The organism is Pseudomonas sp. MLB6B, assembly GCF_054508135.1.
This window is the reverse complement of the sequence record NZ_CP199313.1, coordinates 2804257-2822351: the sequence shown is the minus strand read 5'-3', so window position 1 is coordinate 2822351 and position 18095 is coordinate 2804257. Positions and strand designations below refer to the sequence as shown.

Genomic DNA, 18095 nt, shown 5'->3' with positions numbered 1-18095 from the left:
CTGGGTGATCACTGAACTCTTCGCAGGGGTGCCAATCAGACCCTGTGAAGCATCCTATTCTTGATCAGACCTAACTCAAGGAGTGTCAGGTTATGCGACTTCAGTCTCTGTTGGCGTTCGCGGCGCTCGGCGCGCTTTCACTGCCCTTCTCCGCCACTGCTGGCGAGTGGCCCGCTGGCAAGCACGAGGCGTACATGAGCCAGTGCGAGCAAGTAGCGACCGGACAGGGCTTGAACGCCCAAGCCGCCAAGGCGCACTGCCAATGCGGTGCGCAAGCCATTCAGAAAAATTTCAGCACCGCTGAAATCGAGGCGCTGGACAGCAAGAACGGCGTCGACCCGAAGCTGGCCGAACGCGCCCGTACGGCGGTGACACAGGCCTGCGCAGGCAAAAGCTGAGGCGCGAAAGCACCATTGCCATTGGCTTTGTTGAGCTGAATCAACATTAATCGAAGGTAATTGGCGCTAGACGGCTGGAAATGCACTATGATGTCCCCGTGCTGCGTCGCCTTGGCAACATTGCACCACCGAAAATTAAATGTCTGGAGATCCACCCATGTCCAATCGCCAAACCGGCACCGTCAAATGGTTCAATGATGAAAAAGGCTTCGGCTTCATCACCCCACAAGGCGGCGGCGACGACCTGTTCGTTCACTTCAAAGCCATCGAATCCGACGGCTTCAAGAGCCTGAAAGAAGGCCAAACTGTTTCCTTCGTAGCCGAGCGCGGCCAGAAGGGCATGCAGGCTGCTCAGGTACGTCCGGAGTAATTCGGCCGTTCTACAAAAAACCCGCCTCACGGCGGGTTTTTTGTTCCTGTAAATCAGGCAATCCTCAACCGCAGCTGACGCGATTGACTATCCCCTGCTCGTTCACGTTCAAGTTGAGACGCTCGGAACGATATTCCAGCGTGACCATGTCATGCGGCTTGAGGATACGCGCGATTTGAGAGCCGCTTGCGGTACGTGCCTGCTCCAACAACGCCGGCGTGGCTTGCTTGCCCATGGCGAAGTCGGCGCCGTTGGCTTGGCAACGGCCATTGTCGCTGTGGGTGGCGGCAGCTGCGGGCGCTTGCGCCGCGTCTGATTGGCCATCAGTGCTGCAGCCTGCTAAAGCGGCGATCATCAGCAACGATGCCAAGGAAGCGCGAGTGCGGATCATGAATCCTCCTAATCAAATGACAGAATCTGCCTAATGCGACCATGGTCTTGGCCGATTCGTTGCAAAAACGCCTGAGTCTGCCTGATTAGGGCCTTTGGTAAGTGAACCTAATCGTGACTGAATTTTGCACGGCATGCTAAATTCGGTCTCGGTTCGTCCATCGCAATGAAGCCCTTGGATGCAGACGAACCCTCTTTCAGGCCTGCAACGAGACTCCACCATGAGCAACATCACCCTGGACGCCGATATCAAGGTCAAGATGGCAGGCGGCCATCGCGCTTACAGTCCCGCTTCGCCAGAGGAGCTCATGTTGATCGCGGTCGACCTTCTGGTTCGCGAGTTGGGCGGCGAAGCCGCGCGCACCTTCATGGGTCAAGTGCTGGAACGGCATGCGCCCTTAGTAAGCACCGCCCCAGTCACATCCCAGGTTGTCAGTCTGACACCCAGCTGAGCAAGCCTTACGAGACCGGCCGATCTCGGTCCGGACAGGGCAGCCGAAGCAGGTTCGTGGCCGCTCGCCCCTGCTGACCAGTTCATCCGGCCTTTCGGTACCCACCTGCGAATTTTGCAAGAGTCAACGCGCGAGCTCGGCCAAGACAAATCATTCGGCAATCCGAACAAATTCAATGACACCGTTCGGATTACCGTCCGCAAAAACCGCTCGTTTTGGGAAAACGACGCCGCGATCCACTCTCTGCACTCCGGCGCCATAGGAAAAGTCTCCTTCTACCAAGAGATGGTACGAAACCTGCCTTATCCTCGGCGCGTTACAGCCAACAGCTTCTCAACGGAAAAGAGAGACAACAATAATGAATGCTGCACTCAAGACGTTCGTTCCCAGTGCTCTGGCGCTGTTCCTCATTCTTCCGGCCAGCGTGTCGGCCGAAGAAGCGAAGACCCAGAAAAAACTCGCCAATGTGGTGATCCTGGCCACGGGCGGCACCATCGCCGGCGCAGGCGCCAGCGCGGCCAACAGCGCGACCTACCAGGCAGCCAAAGTAGGCGTCGACAAACTCATCGCCGGGGTGCCGGAGTTGGCCGACGTGGCCAATGTACGCGGCGAGCAGGTCATGCAGATCGCTTCGGAAAGCATCACCAACGAAGACCTGCTCAAGCTGGCCAAGCGCGTCTCCGAATTGGCCGATAGCGCGGACGTCGACGGCATCGTAATCACCCACGGCACCGATACGCTGGAAGAAACCGCTTATTTCCTGAACCTGGTCGAGAAAACCGAGAAGCCAATCGTAGTCGTCGGTTCCATGCGCCCTGGCACCGCCATGTCGGCCGACGGCATGCTCAACCTGTACAACGCCGTGGCCGTCGCGGGTGATCAGCAGTCCCGCGGCAAAGGCGTACTGGTGACCATGAACGACGAGATCCAATCGGGTCGCGACGTCAGCAAATCGGTCAACATCAAGACCGAAGCGTTCAAGAGCGCCTGGGGCCCGATGGGCATGGTCGTGGAAGGCAAATCGTACTGGTTCCGCTTGCCGGCCAAGCGCCACACCATCAACTCCGAGTTCGACATCAAGCAGATCACCACCCTGCCGGCCGTGGACATCGCCTACAGCTATGGCAACGTCTCCGACACCGCCTACAAGGCCCTCGCGCAGAACGGTGCAAAAGCCCTGATCCATGCCGGCACTGGCAACGGTTCGGTTTCCGCGCGCGTGGTTCCGGCCCTGCAAGAGCTACGCAAGAACGGCGTGCAGATCATTCGCTCGTCCCACGTCAATCAGGGCGGTTTCGTACTGCGCAACGCCGAACAGCCCGACGACAAGAACGACTGGGTCGTGGCTCACGACCTGAACCCGCAGAAAGCGCGGATTCTGGCCATGGTCGCCATGACCAAGACCCAGGACAGCAAAGAGTTGCAGCGGATCTTCTGGGAATATTGATCGGTCGCAAGTGGCCCTCCTGAGATAATCGCAAGGCTCATCGACCACTCGGCCGGCGCAATGCCGGCCGAGTGCTAAGTGCCTTCATCACGCAAAACCTTGCAGATCACGCCGCATGCGGCGGCTCATCGTGCAACGAGATGCGTGACGTCTCCGCCAATCCCAAGCCCCCCACCAGCGCCAGCACGGCGATCACAACCAAGTAGAATGCAGGCGCCAGGCTGCTGCCACTCTGAGCGATCAACCACGTGGCGACCAAAGGCGCGGTACCGCCGAACAGGGTATAGGCCACGTTATAGGTGATGGCCGATGCGGTATAGCGGCTGCGCGTCGGGAAGCTTTCCGAGAGCAGCGCCGCAGTGACCACCCCACTGGTCAAAGCGCCGACCGCTAGCAGGATCACGCCTATCAACGCGTAGGGCAAAGAGCCGGAACTGGCCAGCCAATAAGCCGGAAATACACAGACGATCACCCATCCACAGGTGAACATCACCGTACGACGACGACCGATGCGGTCGGACATGGCGCCCGCCACTGGACAGCCCAATGCCGCGAACAGCAGTGCCACGGTGGTCACCAGCAACGACTCGGCACGCGACAGGTTGCCGACCAGTTGCAGGTAAGTGGCGAAGTAAGTAGTGAACATGTAGAACGACAGCGCCGTTAACGAAATGAAGGCCCCCAGGCTCAGGATCGACCGGCCGTGGTTGCGCAGCGTGTCCTTGAGCGGCGAATGCGCATGTTCGCGGCCTTCGGCCATAGCGGCCTGGAAAGCCGGCGTTTCCTCCATGCGCCAGCGCAGATAGAGCCCTACCAAGCCCAAGGGCGCGGCGATCAGGAATGGAATGCGCCAGCCCCAGCTGCCCATGGCCTCGGCCGATAGACTCGCCTCCAACCCATAGGCCAGCACCGCTGCACAAGCAAAGGCCGAGAACGTCGAAACAGGTACGAAGCTGCCATAGAAGGCGCGTTTATCGCGGGGCGCATGCTCCATCAGGTAGGCACAGGCCCCGGCATACTCGCCGCCAGCGGAAAAGCCCTGTACGCAGCGCGCCATGGTCAGCAGTATCGGGGCCATCAGGCCGATGCTGGCGTAGGTCGGCAACAGCCCGATCAGGGTCGTGGAGCCTGCCATCAGCAAGATCGTCATCGACAGCACCCGCTTGCGCCCCAAACGGTCGCCCAGCGCGCCAAAGAACACCCCGCCCAGTGGGCGCAGGGCAAAGGCGACCGCGAACACGGCGAAGGTCTTGAGCAGGCCGACTCCGGGGTCGGAACTGGCGAAAAACTGGCTAGCGATCAGCGTGGCGAGAAAACCGTAGACCGCGAAGTCGAACCATTCGACGAAGTTGCCAACGGCCGACGCTGCGATCACCCGACGCAGGGTGGCGGGGGATACCTCATGGGGTGTGGACATGCACATGCTCTCCGATTTCCATAGGCAGCCTGAGGGTGTGCTGCGAACGGGCAGCGTTATGGTTGTTGTGCCTACAGTAGAGCGCCCTCGAACTGGCCGAACTGTGGTGGAAGCGACACTGGGTTATCCATTTGCAACCCATCCCGGATCAGGCATAGCATTTTTTTCTAATCAGATCGGTTCTCTTGGAATAGCTTTCTCTATTTTCTGCAAAACCAGTCAGATAACGAAAAATCTGTACAAATGTCAGCCTTTAGCATGTTCTCTTTTGCAGACCCGCCCTCGCGCACGGAGCCCATCGCCACCATGTCCCGCCCTGCCCCGCTGTACTTCGATTACGCTGCCACCACCCCGGTCGACGAACGCGTCATCGAAATGATGCTGACCTGCCTGGGTCGCGACAGTCACTTCGGCAACCCTGCTTCCAGCGGCCACGCTTTCGGCCAGGCCGCTCGCAACGCCGTCGAAACGGCCCGCCAGCAGGTGGCGCAGCGTGTCGGTGCGCAGGCAGAGCAGATCGTCTGGACGTCGGGTGCGACCGAGTCGAACAACTTGGCGCTCAAAGGCATCGCCCAAGGATGGGCGCAGCCGGGTCACTTGATCACCAGCGCCATCGAGCACAAGGCCGTATTGGATACGGCCGATCAACTGCAGCATCTGGGTTGGGACGTGACCCGTCTGCGTCCCGAACGTGACGGGTTGATCACGCCTGCGCAGGTGGCCGCTGCGCTGCGGCCGGAAACGCGTCTGGTGTCGTTGATGGCCGTCAACAACGAGCTGGGCACCGTCACCGATTTCGCCGCCATCGGTGAACATGTGCGCGCGCAGGGGGCATTGCTGCACGTGGACGGGGCCCAGGCAGTCGGCAAGCTGCAACTGGACATGCGCACTCAGGCCGTCGACCTGATGTCGTTTTCCGCACACAAAGCCTACGGCCCCAAAGGCATCGGCGCGCTGTACGTAGGCGAGCGGGCACTGCCGGTGCTGCGCGCGCAGATGCACGGCGGCGGGCACGAACGCGGCCTGCGCTCGGGCACGCTGCCCAGCCATCAGATCGTCGGCATGGGTTCGGCCTTCGCCTTGGCCGGACAACCGGGCGACGCCGAGTATCTGCGCATCCAGCAACTCAGCCAGCGGCTGCATGACGGCCTGCTGGCGCTACCTGGCGTGCGCCTCAATGGCTGCCCTACGCAACGCGTACCGCATACGTTGAACCTGACCATCGACGTCCCCGGCTTCAACGCTGCGGCCCTAGCGGGTGAACTGGCGGTCTCCTCCACCTCGGCATGCAACTCGGCCAGCCAGGCGCCTTCCCACGTGTTGCTGGCACTTGGCCTGGCGCCGCAGGCGGCACGCAACAGCGTACGCATCAGCCTGGGTCGCTACAGCTCCGAAACCCAAGTGGACGCGGCAGTGGCCGTGTTCACACGGGTGCTGGGCGCAGCCAGCGCGGCCTTGTGGTAGGCCGCTACAGCTCCTCGCGAACTGCGTGGCCGGCCGAAAACGGGTAGACTCGCCGGCCCGCAACAGCCCATCCGGAGCCTTCCCTCGATGTTCATTCTCAGCCGTATGGACGGTGTGCCTCCCGAATCCTTTCAAGACCAGATTCGCCAATTGGTGATCGAGAACGTGAGCGAGCTGAACAGCCTGGGCCTGTCGTCCGACAATCCGCTGTACCCGTTGTATCAGTACGGCGTGGGACTGGAAGTGCACCAGTACCTGCAGTCGCTGAACGGTGCCGACCCGTTTCAGGTCAGACTTACCCTGGCTTTGGACGCCGAAGCGCCGGAGCGTGTGCTCGGATTCGCGCTGTTCTTGCCGGCCGTCGACGACCTTGAGGCCTGCGCCCTGGCTTTTTTGGCGGTAGCGTCCACCCATCGTCGCCAAGGCGTGTGCACAGGATTGCTGGACGATGTACGCAAGCAGTTTCCACGCGTCGAACTGCATGCCCTTCCCCATCAGGTGGCCTGGTTCGAAGCCATGGGGCTGCAAGCGGTTGCGGCCTGCGGCCCACAGGTGCTGATGAACACGACCGGCGATCCAAAAAGCGCATTGGTCGAGCGGCTGGAAGTCGATCCGATCTACAAGACACTCGAAGTGGGGCAAATCCATGCCTACCTGGTCAACCAGCATGGCGACCAGGCCATGGTTGCGGCCGAAGCACAGCGCGACGAGCGCATGGATGACCTTGCCGAGCAGGCCAGAGCCTGCATGCGAGCACGCCGCCGCTTGCATTGAGTGTCCTGGTGATCATTCGTACAGGTACTGGATACCGCGCTGCATGGCCGCAGGCACCTGGCTCAGCAGGTAGTCGCGCAGTTTCTGCATCTGCCAGGCCTTGGGGCTGCTCTTGAGCCAGGTCATGTAATAGCCGTCGCCGGTAGCTACGGCCTGTTTGAACGGGGTGACCAAGCGCTCCGCTTTCAAGTCGGCGCTTGCCAACACCAGGTCGACCACCGAAATCCCTAGCCCCTGTTGCGCTGCGGAAATGCCCTGATCGAGGGTGTCGAACACTTGCCCCTGGTCGATACTCACGTGCAGGGCATCGAGGCGCGCTAACCAGCGTCGCCAATCGCGCCGATCGGGTGAGGGGTGCAGCAGTTCGCAGCGCGCAAGCACGCTCAGGTCGGGCTTGGCTTGATCCAGATAATCGGGATGGCACACCGGAATGAGCCATTCGTCGAAGAGCTTGAGGCTTTCGACCTCGGTGGGAAATCGGCCGTCGCTCAGCAGGATGGCGCAATCGAAAGGTTCTGAGTAGAAGTCCACCGAGTCGATGTCCATCCATACGCTGGACAGTTGCACGGCGCAGGTGTCATCGACCTTTTTGAAACCATCCAACGCCCTGAGCAGCCAACGCACGGTCAACGTGGACGGCGCCTTGAGACGTAGCGCGTAACGGTCGTGGCGGAGCAAGGCGCAGGCGTTTTCGATGATTTTGAAGCCGACCTTGAGCTCCTGCGCCAAGGAGCGGCCTTGTTCGGTCAGATGCAGCTTCGGGCCGCGGCGATCGAACAGGCTGCAGCCGAACAGGTCTTCGAGGGTTTTGACATGGTGGCTGACGGCGCCTTGGGTGAGCGCCAGCTCTTTCGCTGCACGGGTGAACGATCCATAGCGCGAAGCCACTTCGAACGCGCGTAAAGCGTGCAGCGCTTGAATCCGCTCAGACATCGCAACCGCCTTTAGTATGAGTGAGACTAATAGTAGCTCACAGTAGCACGCGTTTTACAACTTCACCCGCTTTGCCGAGAATGCTTCGGCTGCTGAGTGCAGCCCTGTGTAACTCTTCCAACAGGAAACGAACAACTCGGCACGAAAGCCAAGGGTCGCCGATCACTGGCGCTTCGGCATCCTCGAGCGTTCGGAAACACACTGACGAATACGGCCTCTGTCGTTTCGATCAAGCTTTGGCCACCAAGGATGGGGCCACCCAGACACTGCGTTCGCAGGTCGCGTGACCACGCCCCAAACCGTCCGATAAGCCTCACCTGGGGACTTCATGTTTACCGGCTACGGAATCTGCTACCGCCTGGATGCACCGGAACTGGCTACCGCCCATGCCGACGACCCCACGCATTGGACCTGCAACGCTGTCGAGCACTGCCGCCACACAGTGCTCGATCCCGAATTTCCCTGCCTGTTCGGGCGCAAGGCCATGGCGGCTCGCACGTGCCATGTGCTTTTCGCGCGTGCGTACACTGCAACGGCGGACATCGCCAGAGGCGTGGCGCAGTACATCGATCTGCTACGCCCCCTCCCCCCTAAAGCGCGTATCGGCAGCCCACTGCTGGCGTTCGTCGAGACAGACGAGCACAGCACCCTGGCCGCCCAACAGGCCTGGGCGTGGTCGATATTGCAGGGTATGCACGCTCTCGACCCGCGCCCCTGGCCCGCTTCCCTGGCGCGCGACCCGCATGATCCGCAGTGGGCCTTTTGCTTCAACGGCATGCCTTTGTTCGTCAACATGAGCTTTCCGGGCCATCGCTTGATGAAAAGCCGCCACCTGGGGCCACACATCGTGTTCGTCATCAACCCACGGGAAAGCTTCGACGAAGTCGCCAGCGCGACCACGTCGAGTGGCCAGCGCATTCGTGCCAAGATCCGTCAGCGGGTAACGCACTACAACGAGGGCGTAATGCCGCAGACCCTGGGTTTCTTCGGCCAACCCGACAACTTCGAATGGCAGCAGTACCAACTCCACGAGCCTGGCGCTTTGGAACCGCAGCGCTGTCCCTTCCGGGCCATTCCTGCCCCACATCCCGACACCGAGAACGAATCGTGAATACCGCGCTAACCGCCACCTACGCCCTCACCGTTTTACTGCTGATCGCGACCCCCGGCCCCGTGGTGGCTCTGGTCGTCAACACCGCTGCCACTTCTGGGTGGCGCCGGGCGCTGTGTACGGCGCTGGGTACCAACTGGGCGTCGCTGATACTGATCGCGGTGGCGGCCTGGGTGATCCTGAGCAGCGCCGCCGTCGATCCGGCCTGGCTCAGCGCCATGAGCCTGGTGGGCTGCCTGTTCATCGGCTATATCGCTTACGGCACCCTCAAGGAGGCCCTGCATACGCCCTCGGCCGACGATGCGCCAGCCCCGCCACGCAGCGCTCGCGGCGGGCTCTGGCAGGGCTTCATGGTGGGCATCTCCAATCCGAAGGACATCATCTTCTTCATCGCCTTCTTTCCGCAGTTCATCCAGATCACCGAATCGTTCGGGAAAAGCATGATGGTACTGTCCTTATTGTGGATCGCCATCGATTTCGCCGTGCTCAGTCTGTACATATTCGCCATCGGCAAGATTGCCTCGGCGCGTAGCAACCGCATGATCACGCTGGTCTCAGGCGTCATGTTGTTGCTGATCGCCCTCGTCGGAATGGTTTACAACCTGCGCACCCTTTTAGCCTGATCGCGGCCCTCAGGCTTCAAGACAGGATCAGGAAATGGCAGGCCGTACCACGCACCCTGTCATCCCGTTGAGCTCGTCCGATTCCACCGCTCCCATCTTTCGGGGAGACGCAAAGCGTGGCTAGAATACGCGGCAGTTCAGTCCGGCCCGAGGCACACGCTTGTCATTCATGAACCTTCCTACCGCCGACGCTCCATTGACCTCAGGCCAACCGTGCCTGCCCGAGGCCGTCCAGTGACCCGCTGCCTGGCCCTGCCCTGGTTGTTGGCGCTGTGCATGCCGATGGCCGCGCAAGCGCTTGAGGTCAAGATCGATGCCCATGCCGACCTGCTCTACCGGCAGGCACTGCCGCTGCTGGAGCAGGCCGATGCGCAGAGCGACAACAGCACGCTAATGCCGACCGCTGCACAAGACCCGGAATTGAGCCGCCAGGGTCAGGCCATGGCCCATACGCTTCCCACTGCCGTGGCATTGCTGAAGAAATCGGTGGCCTTGGGCCACCCTGTGGCCAAGTACCGCCTGGCCCTGTACTACATGACCTACCTGCCGGCCGCCGAAATCCCCGATGCGGCTTGCCCGCTACTCGAAGAAAGCCTGAGCCAGGGTTTTGCACCGCCGGCCTCGGCCATCGCCACGTGGTGCCCGCCTTATAACGGCAGCCCAGCCTACCGCGAAGCGCTCTATGCTCTGCCCGGCATGGCGACCCTGTATGCCGCCTACTACCCGCAACCGGCCGCCGTGCTGGCATGCAGCCGCAAGCAGCCACAGGGGCTGGCCATGCTCTGGGGCGGACAACGCGACTTCCAGGCCGAGATCTATCGCCTGCTCGGCGACCTAGACCCTATCCGCCGCCAGGCGCTCTGGCAGAAAGCCGTCGAAATCAATGGTTGCGCGACTGCCCAGCAACGCCTGACCAGTTACCGTTGAGCGGGCGATATGAGCAAGATCGTTCAAGCCAGGGGCGGTCTTGTAGGCGCATGCTGAATCTCTTTGTCGACGAGCCGCATTCATGCCTATCCCCGCCCGCGCCCGCACCGCATTCCTTGGAGGCAGCGTTGCCATTTTGCCGCTATCGCTCGCGGTAGCGCCTTGGGGTCTGCTGGCCGGCTCCATGGCGATCGAAGCGGAGCTCAGTGGGTGGCAGGCACAGGGCCTATCGGCCATCGTCTTCGCCGGAGCGGCGCAACTGGTCGCGATCGGCATGCTCAAGAGCGGCGCAGGCCTGCTGTCGATCTTGCTCACGACACTGCTGCTGACTTCGCAACATCTGCTCTACAGTTTGTCGATGCGCCCGCTGCTGTCCGATCAACCCCTACGCTGGCGTCTAGGCCTGGGCTTTCTACTCACCGACGAACTCTTCGCGCTCACCAGCCATCATGACCGACAGCAGTTCGACCGCTGGCACGCGCTGGGCGTAGGGCTGACGTTCTATGTGGCCTGGAACCTGTTCACCCTGGCCGGTATCGTGCTGGGGAAAAATATCCCGCACCTCGACCGGTTAGGCCTGGATTTCTCCATCGTCGCCACCTTCGTCGCGTTGATCGCGCCGCGGGTACGCTGCTCAGCGAATTTGGTGTGTGTGATCGTTTCACTGTTCTGCTCGGTGCTGTTCAGCCACTGGCACTGGGAAACCGCCCTGGTCGCGGCCGGCTTGCTAGGCATGGCCGCAGGTTTCACTTGGCAAAAACTGTCTGGAGAGCGCACATGATCTGGCTACTGATCTTCGCCATGGGCGCTGCGGTGTTCCTCAACCGCTACGCCTTTCTGGAACCGCGCCTACCACTGCGCCTGAGCGCCAACGCCCGACAGTTCCTGGGCTTTGCAGTACCCGGCATGCTCACTGCGATCTGCGGACCAATCATATTTCTGCCAGGGCATCGGTTGTCCATGAGCTTACTCAACCCGTACCTGCTGGGAGCGGGGGTGGCCGTCGTGCTGGTGCTTGTGACCCGCAGCGTTCTACTGAGCGTGCTCGCCAGCATGTTGGTGTTCTTCGCGTTGCGCAGTTGGTTGCCATGAACACCCCTGGCCGCGAACAGACCCACTTGTGGCAGGCACCGGCGCTGGGCGATGTCGAGATGCTGCACGCACGCTATTTTCAGCAGCGTTTCGCCCCGCATGTACACGAGGGCTACGTGTTCACCGTGATCGAATCGGGCGCTCAACGCTTTTGGCACCGTGGCAGCGAGCACTTGGCGCCCGCGGGCAGCATGGTGCTGATCAACCCCGATGAACTGCACACCGGAGCCACGGCCCACGAGAGCGGCTGGCGCTATCGGGGATTCTACCCAGACCATGCGCGTGTCACCGGGGTGCTGGACGAGCTGGAGCTGACCCGTCATGGCCTGCCGCTGTTCAAGCAAAGCGTGATCCAGGACCCGGCATTGTCCCAAGCATTCGGCGACTTGCATCGATTGTGCGAAGCAGGCGCCAGCGCGTTGCAACAACAGACCGCTTGGCGTCAGGCGGTCTTGGCACTGGTGCAACGCCACGGTCACAGCGCCGACCTGGCGCCGCCTGGCCGTGAGCCGCTTGCCGTGGCGCGCGCCCGCGAACTGCTGGAAAACCATCTGGCAGACCCCCCTTCACTGGAAGCGCTGGCCGCTGCGGTCAACCTTTCGCCGTTCCATTTCGCCCGAGTGTTCCGTCAAGCTACCGGTCTGCCGCCCCACGCCTGGCTCAAGCAACGGCGCCTGAATCGGGCACGAGCATTGCTCAAAGGTGGACTGTCGGCCTCGGAAGTGGCCTTCGCATTGGGCTATGCCGACCAAAGCCATCTGACTCGGCAATTCAAGCAGGCGTATGGCGTTACACCTGGGACTTACCGCGAAGCCTGCACCCTGTAGGCAGCAGACATGGGCGAGAACGTCAATGACGTAACGGCGCTGCCAGAGCGGCAGATGCCGACAATACCGTGCGCGTCATCCTCTGTGCGCGATTACCGTGGAAATTCTCTACTACACTTCATGGGCTAATCGGAGGATTTCGCCATGTCCGAAAAACAGATCACCACGCTTCTATCGCTGATGAACCAGCGCCAGGCTTGTTTGAGTAGTGCCTGCAAAGAGATCGCCAACTGGATCGACCAGCAAGGCGATGTACCTGCGGCCGGAAAGATCCGCGCCAGCCTCAAGGCCTTGGAGGCCGACGAAGCGCAGGTGCGCAAGGCATTGACTTCGCTGAGCCTGGACAGGCCCCTACCGCGCTTTCGCAGCTGAACACGCGTGCAACCAATAAGGGCCGCTGATGCGGCCCTTATCGATTCAGTGCTTCATGTGCATGTGGTCGTGTCCGGCACCCGCCTCGGCGGCCAGCGGACGAACCTCGGCCTGCACTTGGACAGTTTCCTTGGCGCCCTTGGCATCCTCGATGGTCAGGGTCAGCGGTACGGATTCGCCCTCCTTCACCTGCCCGTTCAGGCCCATCAGCATCACGTGGTAACCGTTCGGATCCAGGCTGACAGCCTTGCCAGCCGGCAACGGGACGGCTTCTACTTGGCGCATGCCCATGACATCGCCGTTCATGGTCATCTCGTGCACCTGCACGGTCTTGGCCACAGGCGACGCCACGTCCACCAGTTTGCTGTCGGCATCGGCGGTCAAGGTCATGAACGCGCCGGTCGACTGCTGCTGCGGCACGCTGGCGCGTACCCAGGCGTCGCTCACAGTGGTCTGCGCAAAAGCCGGCAAGGCGAGACTCAACAGTGCAACGGCGGCCAGGCCGCGCTTGATCGGTTGCAGGGAAACAGCCATTAGCAAATCTCCATCAGGGTGGCCAGGTCCTCGGCGCATTCCTTGGCGTTCAAGGAGTGGCCCAGGCTCAGGCGCAGAGTGCCACGTGTGTCATAGACGTAGCTGGTGGACGAATGAGAGATGGTGTAAGTATCGCCGGTCGGGACCTTCTCGTAGAACACCCGGAACTCCCTGGCTACTTGATCGATTTCTTCCGGGGTGCCCGTGAGCGCGACGAACGACGGGTCGAAGGCTTTGACGTAGGCATCGAGCACTTGCGGAGTATCGCGCTCGGGATCCAGGGTAATGAACACCACCTGGAACAGGTCGCGGTCGCGGCCGCGCAGCAGGCTGCGGATCTGCGCCGCGCGCGCCAGGGTGGTCGGGCAGATGGCCGGGCACTGGGTGAAGCCGAAGAAGATCATCGGCATGCTGCCATAGAAGCTCGACAGCGTACGCACATTGCCCTGAGTATCCTTGAGGCTGAACTTGCGCCCCAGGATCTCATTGCTCATGTTCTTGCCGTACTTGAAATCGAGCCCGCGTGCCGGGTTGCAGCCTGCCAGCAAGCCCAGACCCAGGATGCTCATCCCGGTCACCACGGCGCGCCGGGTCAACAGATCAGTCATGGAACCATCCTTTACAGGGAAGGTGCCGACCTGTCGAGCAGGCCGGCCGGAAAACCGCGGGCATTCTTGCACGACACCTTGGACACGGCCAGCCGTAAGGCTAGAAGCAAGCCGAAAGGCCCATGATCCGGGCCGCGACCCGTTGTCGCAGCCCTTGAATCAGTAACAGTTTGTTGCTAAGCGCAGGCAAAAAGAAGCCGGAGGGAGGCTACTCCGCTCCGGCGCTCGCCTGCTTTCAGTAGTAGGCGTTTTCTTTCTGGCTATGGTCGGTGACGTCGCGTACACCTTTGAGCTCAGGCACGCGCTCGAGCAGCGTGCGCTCGATACCGTCCTTGAGGGTCACATCGGCTTGACCACAGCCCTGGCAACCGCCACCGAACTGCAGCACGGCGATGCCGTCTTCGACCACTTCGATCAGGCTGACTTGGCCGCCATGGCTGGCCAGACCCGGATTGATCTCGGTCTGCAGGTAATAGTTGATGCGCTCGTTGAGCGGGCTGTCGTCGTTGACCATCGGCACTTTGGCGTTGGGCGCCTTGATGGTGAGCTGGCCGCCCATGCGGTCGGTGGCGTAGTCGACCAAGGCGTCCTCGAGGAACGGCTCGCTGACGGCGTCGATGTAGGCCGTGAAGCTTTTCAGCCCGAGGGCGGTGTCTTCAGGTTTTTCTTCACCCGGCTTGCAGTAGGCAATGCACGTCTCGGCGTACTGAGTGCCTGGCTGGGTGATGAACACGCGAATGCCAATGCCGGGCGTGTTCTGCTTGCTCAGCAGATCGGCCAGGTAGTCATGGGCGGCGTCGGTAATGGTTATAGCGCTCATGTAGGTTCCTCACAGACTTGCCGGCAGTGTACGCCAAACCGGTGCGGCGGACAAAGTCCTAGCATTTGACTCAGGAAAGCGCCGGCGCCTGCTTTGATTGGCTGCGCGCCTCGAGCCAGGCCCGACCACGCCGGTACAGTCCGCGCTCCAGCCACTGGTAGCTGACCCACGAAGCCAGGGCGATGAGCGGCACGCACAAAGCGAAGACCAGGTAAGGATCGAGTCGCAGGCGCTGGCTCAACAGCCAACCGGCCCACAGTACCAACACATGAATCAGGTATACCGAATAGGAGCAGTCGCCCAGCGTCTTCAGCATCTGATTACCCCGGAAATAAGGTTCCAGCGCGATGAAGGCCATCACCACCAGCGCGCTCGGCAAACCCCAATGCAGCAGGCGGTCAGACGCGTCCAACCGGTAGATGGCGTAACCGGCGACGGCCAGCACGGCCAGCGGCAGCCACAGCCCCTCGCGCAACAGACCGCGGCGGTAGACCACGCCAATGCCGATGCCGAGCAGGAATTCGTAGATGATGCTGTTGTTGTAGAAACGGCTCACCACGCCCAGGCGTCCCAACACTTCACTGGCCAGCAGCAACGCCACTGCGACCACTATCAGCTGATGGCGCTGGCGCACGAAGAAGGCCAAGGCGAACAGGCCATAGAAGAACATCTCGAAATTCAGTGTCCACCCCACGTTGAGGGTTGGGTACAAACCGAAGCCTCCCGGGTTTTCCGCAGGGATGAACAGCAGCGACAGCAGCAGGTGCTGCCATTCGAACGTCTGATGCGGCATCCAGCGGCTGGCGCAAAACAGCAGCAAGGCCATCAGCCCGGTGTAGAACCAGTAGGCCGGCACAATCCGCAGTAGGCGCTGGAGCATGAACTGGCGCGGGGCGATGGCCTTGTCGCGGGTCGACAGGTAGATCACCAATCCGCTGATGACGAAAAAGATATCGACCCCTACCGCACCGCGCTCGGTGAACAAACGGCCCAGCGGGCTGGAGGCATGGAAGTCGAAGAAGATTTGCATGAAGTGGTGGCAGACCACCACCCAGGCGGCGAACGCCCGCAGTGCTTGGAGGGAATACAGCATGCGTGTTCCTACGTCGTTAGTGCATTACTGCCCTGCCGAGCGCTGGAAAAGCTGACCCGGCAAGACGACCACATGCCTACGACCGCAGTACACCGGGAAAGGTCAGTGCCCTCCCCGCCACCCTCTCACAGGTTTTCGTAGCGATTCATATCGAGCACGCCGGCCTCCACAGGCTCGGTTTCTTCGATGAAACGGCTCATATCGTGGAAGTAGTCCCAGAATTGCGGATGGGAACGGCGTATACCCCAACGCTGCACGATGCGCTCGAATTGCGCCTGGTCGTCGCCTGCAGACTGCAAGGCATCGACGAAGGCCGGCACTTCACTGGCAGGCACGTTGAACATGAAGTTCGGGTAGCTGGTGAGCACACCCGGATAAAGCGTCAACGTATCGAGCCCTGGCTGGTAGCGGTAGGCCTCGCCAAGCAGGAAAGCGACGTTGCTGTGGGCGCGGTTGCGCAACAGGCTGTAGACCTGGCGCTTGCCGTCCGGCGCCTGAATTCGCAACAGGGTCGCTTCGGGCAACTGGTCGATGACCTTCAGCCCCGCAGCCGGGCGCGAGACCAATCGGCTGAGCGACTGCTCCGCGTTGCGGAAGGCTTCGGCCTGGTCTGGCCGCGAGCAGTAGGCGCCCGTGCAGCGGTTGATCGGATCGGGCGCGACGTTCAGGCCCTGGGTACGCTGCAACAACTGTTGGCCGAAGTCGCGCACAGCGTGGTGCTCGCTCAAGGCCAGGCCGCTGCGGGTATCGGTGTCGATGTCTTCGTAGTCGAGCCAGATCTTGATCTTGCCGCTGTCCTGATACCAGTCGCCCAGGATCGCGCCACGCTTGTCAGCAGGCATCAGGCGCAGGAAGTTGACTTCGGCGCCGTTGCGGATCAGGTCGAAGTACAACCGGGTCTGCAACTGGTGCGACAGGTTGCCGAACACGTCGAAGTTGACCGCCAACTGGTAATAGGTGCGTTCCAGCAGCGGGTAGTCGAACAACCAAGTGGTCTGCGGCACATCGCCGATCAGGCCCTTGTTCACCGTGGCGCTGTCGAAATGGCGGAAGATGCTCAGCAGCGCGTTGTCGTTGCCCGTCCACAGCGTGGCCCAGGTCGGTGCTGGCGCTGCGGCGTACGCGTCGCGGCGCAGGCCTTCGTAGGCGTTGCGCTTGTCGCGGTAGGCGCGCCACAGGCTCAGCACGCTGCCCACGTCATCGATCTGTCCGGGCATGGCCAGCAGCGGCGTGGCTTCGCCCCGGTAGCGGGCATCGGTGATGTACAGGTCTTGGTCGGGGTCCTGGAACAGCGCCCAGAAGTGGTCGCGGATCACGTCCGTGGCGATTTGCCCGCGGCAGACCGGCCCGCGAATGAACGTGCGCACGAAGTATTCGGCGTTGTCGAGCATGAATTGATAGCGCGCGCGGGCTGGAATGGCCTCGAAGGTTTCGAACGGGTTGGCGCGGCGTTGCGGCCCGTAGCCGGGCAGCGCCGTCACCTGCCAGTCGCCGGCGTAGAACAGCTGCTTGACCCGTGCCAGCTTGGCTGGGTTCAGCGGGTAGGTGATGTGGGTCTTGTGCACGATCACGCCCTTGACCGGGACCAGGCGGTAATAGAAGTCGCCGCCCGGTGGGTCGTTCGGACGACGGCTGGCGATGATGTCCACTGCCTTGCCCGATGGCGTGCGTGAGCGTACCCACTGGAAGAAGTGCCCTGCCTTGCCGCCCTCGAAGTACACATGGGCCAGGAACAAGTGCTCGTACAACCAGCGTCCGGCCAACGCTTCACTGGCGCCTGGACGGTTGAGCAAGGTCTCCCAGTCGGCGATCTGCCGTGCCTCGACGGCGGTGGGTTCGAGCGCCGTGGAATCGACCGGCGCGCCGGCCGCCAGCCAGCGCTGCAACGTCTGGTATTGCTGATCGGTGAGGCCCGTGACGGCCAGCGGCATGCCCTCTTTGGGGTGCGCACCGGCATAGGCTTCGAACTCCTGCGGCGCCGGGCACATGTTGGTGCGGTTCAGGCCCAGGACGATGCCCTCAGGGATCTTCGCGTTGGGCGTCAACGGCGCTTTATGGCCGAGTTCGAGCATGCGCGCCATCAAGGCCGCTTGACTGCCCTGATTGTCGAGCACCGAATAGAAGCCCTTCTTGCGCCAGCCATCCTCGTCGACGGCGTCATAGAACAGCCGCGTGGTCGGTGCAGCGGTACGTCGCTCGCCTTGATACACCGGCATCTTCGAGCCGCCGCGCAGGGCACCCTCGACACTGCCGAGGTTGAGCTGGCAGGCGGCATCGTTGCAGGCGTGGCAGGCCACGCACTTCTCGGTGAAGATCGGCTGGACGTCGCGCGTATAGGAAATCGAAGGGCTGCTCGCAAGGCCCTGGGCCAACGCCGGCGTGCCGCACAGCGCAACGACGGCGCAGGCGACGAAGGCGGCTAATGAACGGTGGATCATGTAGG

21 protein-coding genes are annotated in these 18095 nt (G+C 61.7%); 13 read left to right on the top strand and 8 right to left on the bottom strand.

Annotated elements, in window-relative coordinates:
* Positions 1–92 precede the first annotated feature (92 nt).
* Together ACSMEV_RS12615 and ACSMEV_RS12610 are read left to right on the top strand one after the other, a co-directional pair.
* Positions 93–398, top strand: a complete 306-nt coding sequence (locus ACSMEV_RS12615; RefSeq protein ID WP_459205444.1) for a hypothetical protein — start codon at positions 93–95, stop codon at positions 396–398.
* A 157-nt stretch (positions 399–555) separates the two neighbouring features.
* Positions 556–768 carry a cold-shock protein gene (locus tag ACSMEV_RS12610; protein WP_012273095.1) on the top strand — a complete coding sequence of 71 codons (213 nt, stop codon included), beginning with the start codon at positions 556–558 and terminating at the stop codon, positions 766–768.
* A 64-nt stretch (positions 769–832) separates the two neighbouring features.
* Here the strand turns inward: ACSMEV_RS12610 and ACSMEV_RS12605 are convergent, their stop codons facing one another.
* Positions 833–1159: an I78 family peptidase inhibitor gene (locus ACSMEV_RS12605; RefSeq protein ID WP_459205443.1), complete on the bottom strand. Its 327-nt coding sequence runs from the start codon at positions 1157–1159 to the stop codon at positions 833–835.
* Positions 1160–1379: 220 nt separating this feature from the next.
* On the opposite strand from ACSMEV_RS12605, the gene ACSMEV_RS12600 reads away from it, so the two are divergent.
* Together ACSMEV_RS12600 and ACSMEV_RS12595 are read left to right on the top strand one after the other, a co-directional pair.
* Complete coding sequence (locus tag ACSMEV_RS12600; RefSeq protein ID WP_459205442.1) at positions 1380–1610, top strand: hypothetical protein; 231 nt, start codon at positions 1380–1382, stop codon at positions 1608–1610.
* 358 nt (positions 1611–1968) lie between these two features.
* Positions 1969–3057, top strand: coding sequence for an asparaginase (locus ACSMEV_RS12595; protein WP_459205441.1), 1089 nt, complete (start codon positions 1969–1971; stop codon positions 3055–3057).
* A 106-nt stretch (positions 3058–3163) separates the two neighbouring features.
* Here the strand turns inward: ACSMEV_RS12595 and ACSMEV_RS12590 are convergent, their stop codons facing one another.
* Positions 3164–4474, bottom strand: coding sequence for an MFS transporter (locus tag ACSMEV_RS12590; protein WP_459205440.1), 1311 nt, complete (start codon positions 4472–4474; stop codon positions 3164–3166).
* 306 nt (positions 4475–4780) lie between these two features.
* Between ACSMEV_RS12590 and ACSMEV_RS12585 the strand changes: the two genes are divergently transcribed.
* Both ACSMEV_RS12585 and ACSMEV_RS12580 read left to right on the top strand, forming a co-directional pair.
* Complete coding sequence (locus ACSMEV_RS12585; protein ID WP_459205439.1) at positions 4781–5938, top strand: cysteine desulfurase family protein; 1158 nt, start codon at positions 4781–4783, stop codon at positions 5936–5938.
* An 87-nt stretch (positions 5939–6025) separates the two neighbouring features.
* A complete protein-coding gene (locus ACSMEV_RS12580) occupies positions 6026–6712 on the top strand; it encodes a GNAT family N-acetyltransferase (protein ID WP_459205438.1) in 687 nt (228 codons plus the stop codon).
* Between the two features lie 12 nt (positions 6713–6724).
* On the opposite strand, the gene ACSMEV_RS12575 is transcribed toward ACSMEV_RS12580, so the two are convergent.
* The gene (locus tag ACSMEV_RS12575; RefSeq protein WP_459205437.1) at positions 6725–7645 is read right to left on the bottom strand and encodes a LysR substrate-binding domain-containing protein; all 921 of its coding nucleotides are present in this window, start codon (positions 7643–7645) and stop codon (positions 6725–6727) included.
* A gap of 328 nt (positions 7646–7973) precedes the next feature.
* On the opposite strand from ACSMEV_RS12575, the gene ACSMEV_RS12570 reads away from it, so the two are divergent.
* The 7 genes from ACSMEV_RS12570 (at position 7974) to ACSMEV_RS12540 (ending at position 12597) form a co-directional block, all read left to right on the top strand.
* Entirely contained in the window at positions 7974–8756 is a 783-nt protein-coding gene (locus ACSMEV_RS12570) for a YqcI/YcgG family protein (RefSeq protein ID WP_459205436.1), read from the top strand.
* Positions 8753–9379 carry a LysE family translocator gene (locus ACSMEV_RS12565; protein ID WP_459205435.1) on the top strand — a complete coding sequence of 209 codons (627 nt, stop codon included), beginning with the start codon at positions 8753–8755 and terminating at the stop codon, positions 9377–9379. Before ACSMEV_RS12570 ends, ACSMEV_RS12565 begins: the two co-directional genes overlap by 4 nt.
* Before the next feature lie 276 nt (positions 9380–9655).
* Positions 9656–10306 carry a sel1 repeat family protein gene (locus ACSMEV_RS12560; RefSeq protein ID WP_459208338.1) on the top strand — a complete coding sequence of 217 codons (651 nt, stop codon included), beginning with the start codon at positions 9656–9658 and terminating at the stop codon, positions 10304–10306.
* 88 nt (positions 10307–10394) lie between these two features.
* Positions 10395–11087 carry an AzlC family ABC transporter permease gene (locus tag ACSMEV_RS12555; protein WP_459208337.1) on the top strand — a complete coding sequence of 231 codons (693 nt, stop codon included), beginning with the start codon at positions 10395–10397 and terminating at the stop codon, positions 11085–11087.
* A complete protein-coding gene (locus tag ACSMEV_RS12550; protein WP_459205434.1) occupies positions 11084–11398 on the top strand; it encodes an AzlD domain-containing protein in 315 nt (104 codons plus the stop codon). Before ACSMEV_RS12555 ends, ACSMEV_RS12550 begins: the two co-directional genes overlap by 4 nt.
* Complete coding sequence (locus tag ACSMEV_RS12545; RefSeq protein WP_459205433.1) at positions 11395–12225, top strand: AraC family transcriptional regulator; 831 nt, start codon at positions 11395–11397, stop codon at positions 12223–12225. The genes ACSMEV_RS12550 and ACSMEV_RS12545 overlap by 4 nt, the downstream gene beginning before the upstream one ends.
* A gap of 144 nt (positions 12226–12369) precedes the next feature.
* The gene (locus tag ACSMEV_RS12540) at positions 12370–12597 is read left to right on the top strand and encodes a hypothetical protein (protein WP_459205432.1); all 228 of its coding nucleotides are present in this window, start codon (positions 12370–12372) and stop codon (positions 12595–12597) included.
* 45 nt (positions 12598–12642) lie between these two features.
* On the opposite strand, the gene ACSMEV_RS12535 is transcribed toward ACSMEV_RS12540, so the two are convergent.
* The 5 genes from ACSMEV_RS12535 to ACSMEV_RS12515 all read right to left on the bottom strand — a co-directional run bounded on the left by ACSMEV_RS12535 (position 12643) and on the right by ACSMEV_RS12515 (position 18090).
* A complete protein-coding gene (locus tag ACSMEV_RS12535) occupies positions 12643–13131 on the bottom strand; it encodes a copper chaperone PCu(A)C (RefSeq protein ID WP_459205431.1) in 489 nt (162 codons plus the stop codon).
* On the bottom strand, positions 13131–13739 hold the full coding sequence (locus ACSMEV_RS12530; protein ID WP_296267642.1) for an SCO family protein: 609 nt from the start codon (positions 13737–13739) through the stop codon (positions 13131–13133). The genes ACSMEV_RS12535 and ACSMEV_RS12530 overlap by 1 nt, the downstream gene beginning before the upstream one ends.
* 235 nt (positions 13740–13974) lie before the next feature.
* On the bottom strand, positions 13975–14559 hold the full coding sequence (nfuA, locus tag ACSMEV_RS12525; protein WP_296267640.1) for a Fe-S biogenesis protein NfuA: 585 nt from the start codon (positions 14557–14559) through the stop codon (positions 13975–13977).
* A gap of 70 nt (positions 14560–14629) precedes the next feature.
* A complete protein-coding gene (locus ACSMEV_RS12520; protein WP_459205430.1) occupies positions 14630–15652 on the bottom strand; it encodes an acyltransferase family protein in 1023 nt (340 codons plus the stop codon).
* A gap of 125 nt (positions 15653–15777) precedes the next feature.
* A complete protein-coding gene (locus tag ACSMEV_RS12515; RefSeq protein WP_459205429.1) occupies positions 15778–18090 on the bottom strand; it encodes a fatty acid cis/trans isomerase in 2313 nt (770 codons plus the stop codon).
* Between the last annotated feature and the right edge of the window lie 5 nt (positions 18091–18095).

Bases quoted from the DNA above. Each gene is read 5' to 3' on its own strand.
- ACSMEV_RS12610 (WP_012273095.1), top strand. From the start codon at position 556: ATGTCCAATCGCCAAACCGGCACCGTCAAATGGTTCAATGATGAAAAA.
- ACSMEV_RS12585 (WP_459205439.1), top strand. From the start codon at position 4,781: ATGTCCCGCCCTGCCCCGCTGTACTTCGATTACGCTGCCACCACCCCG.
- ACSMEV_RS12600 (WP_459205442.1), top strand. From the start codon at position 1,380: ATGAGCAACATCACCCTGGACGCCGATATCAAGGTCAAGATGGCAGGC.
- ACSMEV_RS12580 (WP_459205438.1), top strand. From the start codon at position 6,026: ATGTTCATTCTCAGCCGTATGGACGGTGTGCCTCCCGAATCCTTTCAA.
- ACSMEV_RS12520 (WP_459205430.1), bottom strand. From the start codon at position 15,652: ATGCTGTATTCCCTCCAAGCACTGCGGGCGTTCGCCGCCTGGGTGGTG.
- ACSMEV_RS12575 (WP_459205437.1), bottom strand. From the start codon at position 7,645: ATGTCTGAGCGGATTCAAGCGCTGCACGCTTTACGCGCGTTCGAAGTG.
- ACSMEV_RS12605 (WP_459205443.1), bottom strand. From the start codon at position 1,159: ATGATCCGCACTCGCGCTTCCTTGGCATCGTTGCTGATGATCGCCGCT.
- nfuA (WP_296267640.1), bottom strand. From the start codon at position 14,559: ATGAGCGCTATAACCATTACCGACGCCGCCCATGACTACCTGGCCGAT.
- ACSMEV_RS12570 (WP_459205436.1), top strand. From the start codon at position 7,974: ATGTTTACCGGCTACGGAATCTGCTACCGCCTGGATGCACCGGAACTG.
- ACSMEV_RS12540 (WP_459205432.1), top strand. From the start codon at position 12,370: ATGTCCGAAAAACAGATCACCACGCTTCTATCGCTGATGAACCAGCGC.
- ACSMEV_RS12560 (WP_459208338.1), top strand. From the start codon at position 9,656: ATGCCGATGGCCGCGCAAGCGCTTGAGGTCAAGATCGATGCCCATGCC.
- ACSMEV_RS12530 (WP_296267642.1), bottom strand. From the start codon at position 13,739: ATGACTGATCTGTTGACCCGGCGCGCCGTGGTGACCGGGATGAGCATC.
- ACSMEV_RS12515 (WP_459205429.1), bottom strand. From the start codon at position 18,090: ATGATCCACCGTTCATTAGCCGCCTTCGTCGCCTGCGCCGTCGTTGCG.
- ACSMEV_RS12615 (WP_459205444.1), top strand. From the start codon at position 93: ATGCGACTTCAGTCTCTGTTGGCGTTCGCGGCGCTCGGCGCGCTTTCA.
- ACSMEV_RS12535 (WP_459205431.1), bottom strand. From the start codon at position 13,131: ATGGCTGTTTCCCTGCAACCGATCAAGCGCGGCCTGGCCGCCGTTGCA.
- ACSMEV_RS12595 (WP_459205441.1), top strand. From the start codon at position 1,969: ATGAATGCTGCACTCAAGACGTTCGTTCCCAGTGCTCTGGCGCTGTTC.
- ACSMEV_RS12590 (WP_459205440.1), bottom strand. From the start codon at position 4,474: ATGTCCACACCCCATGAGGTATCCCCCGCCACCCTGCGTCGGGTGATC.
- ACSMEV_RS12545 (WP_459205433.1), top strand. From the start codon at position 11,395: ATGAACACCCCTGGCCGCGAACAGACCCACTTGTGGCAGGCACCGGCG.
- ACSMEV_RS12550 (WP_459205434.1), top strand. From the start codon at position 11,084: ATGATCTGGCTACTGATCTTCGCCATGGGCGCTGCGGTGTTCCTCAAC.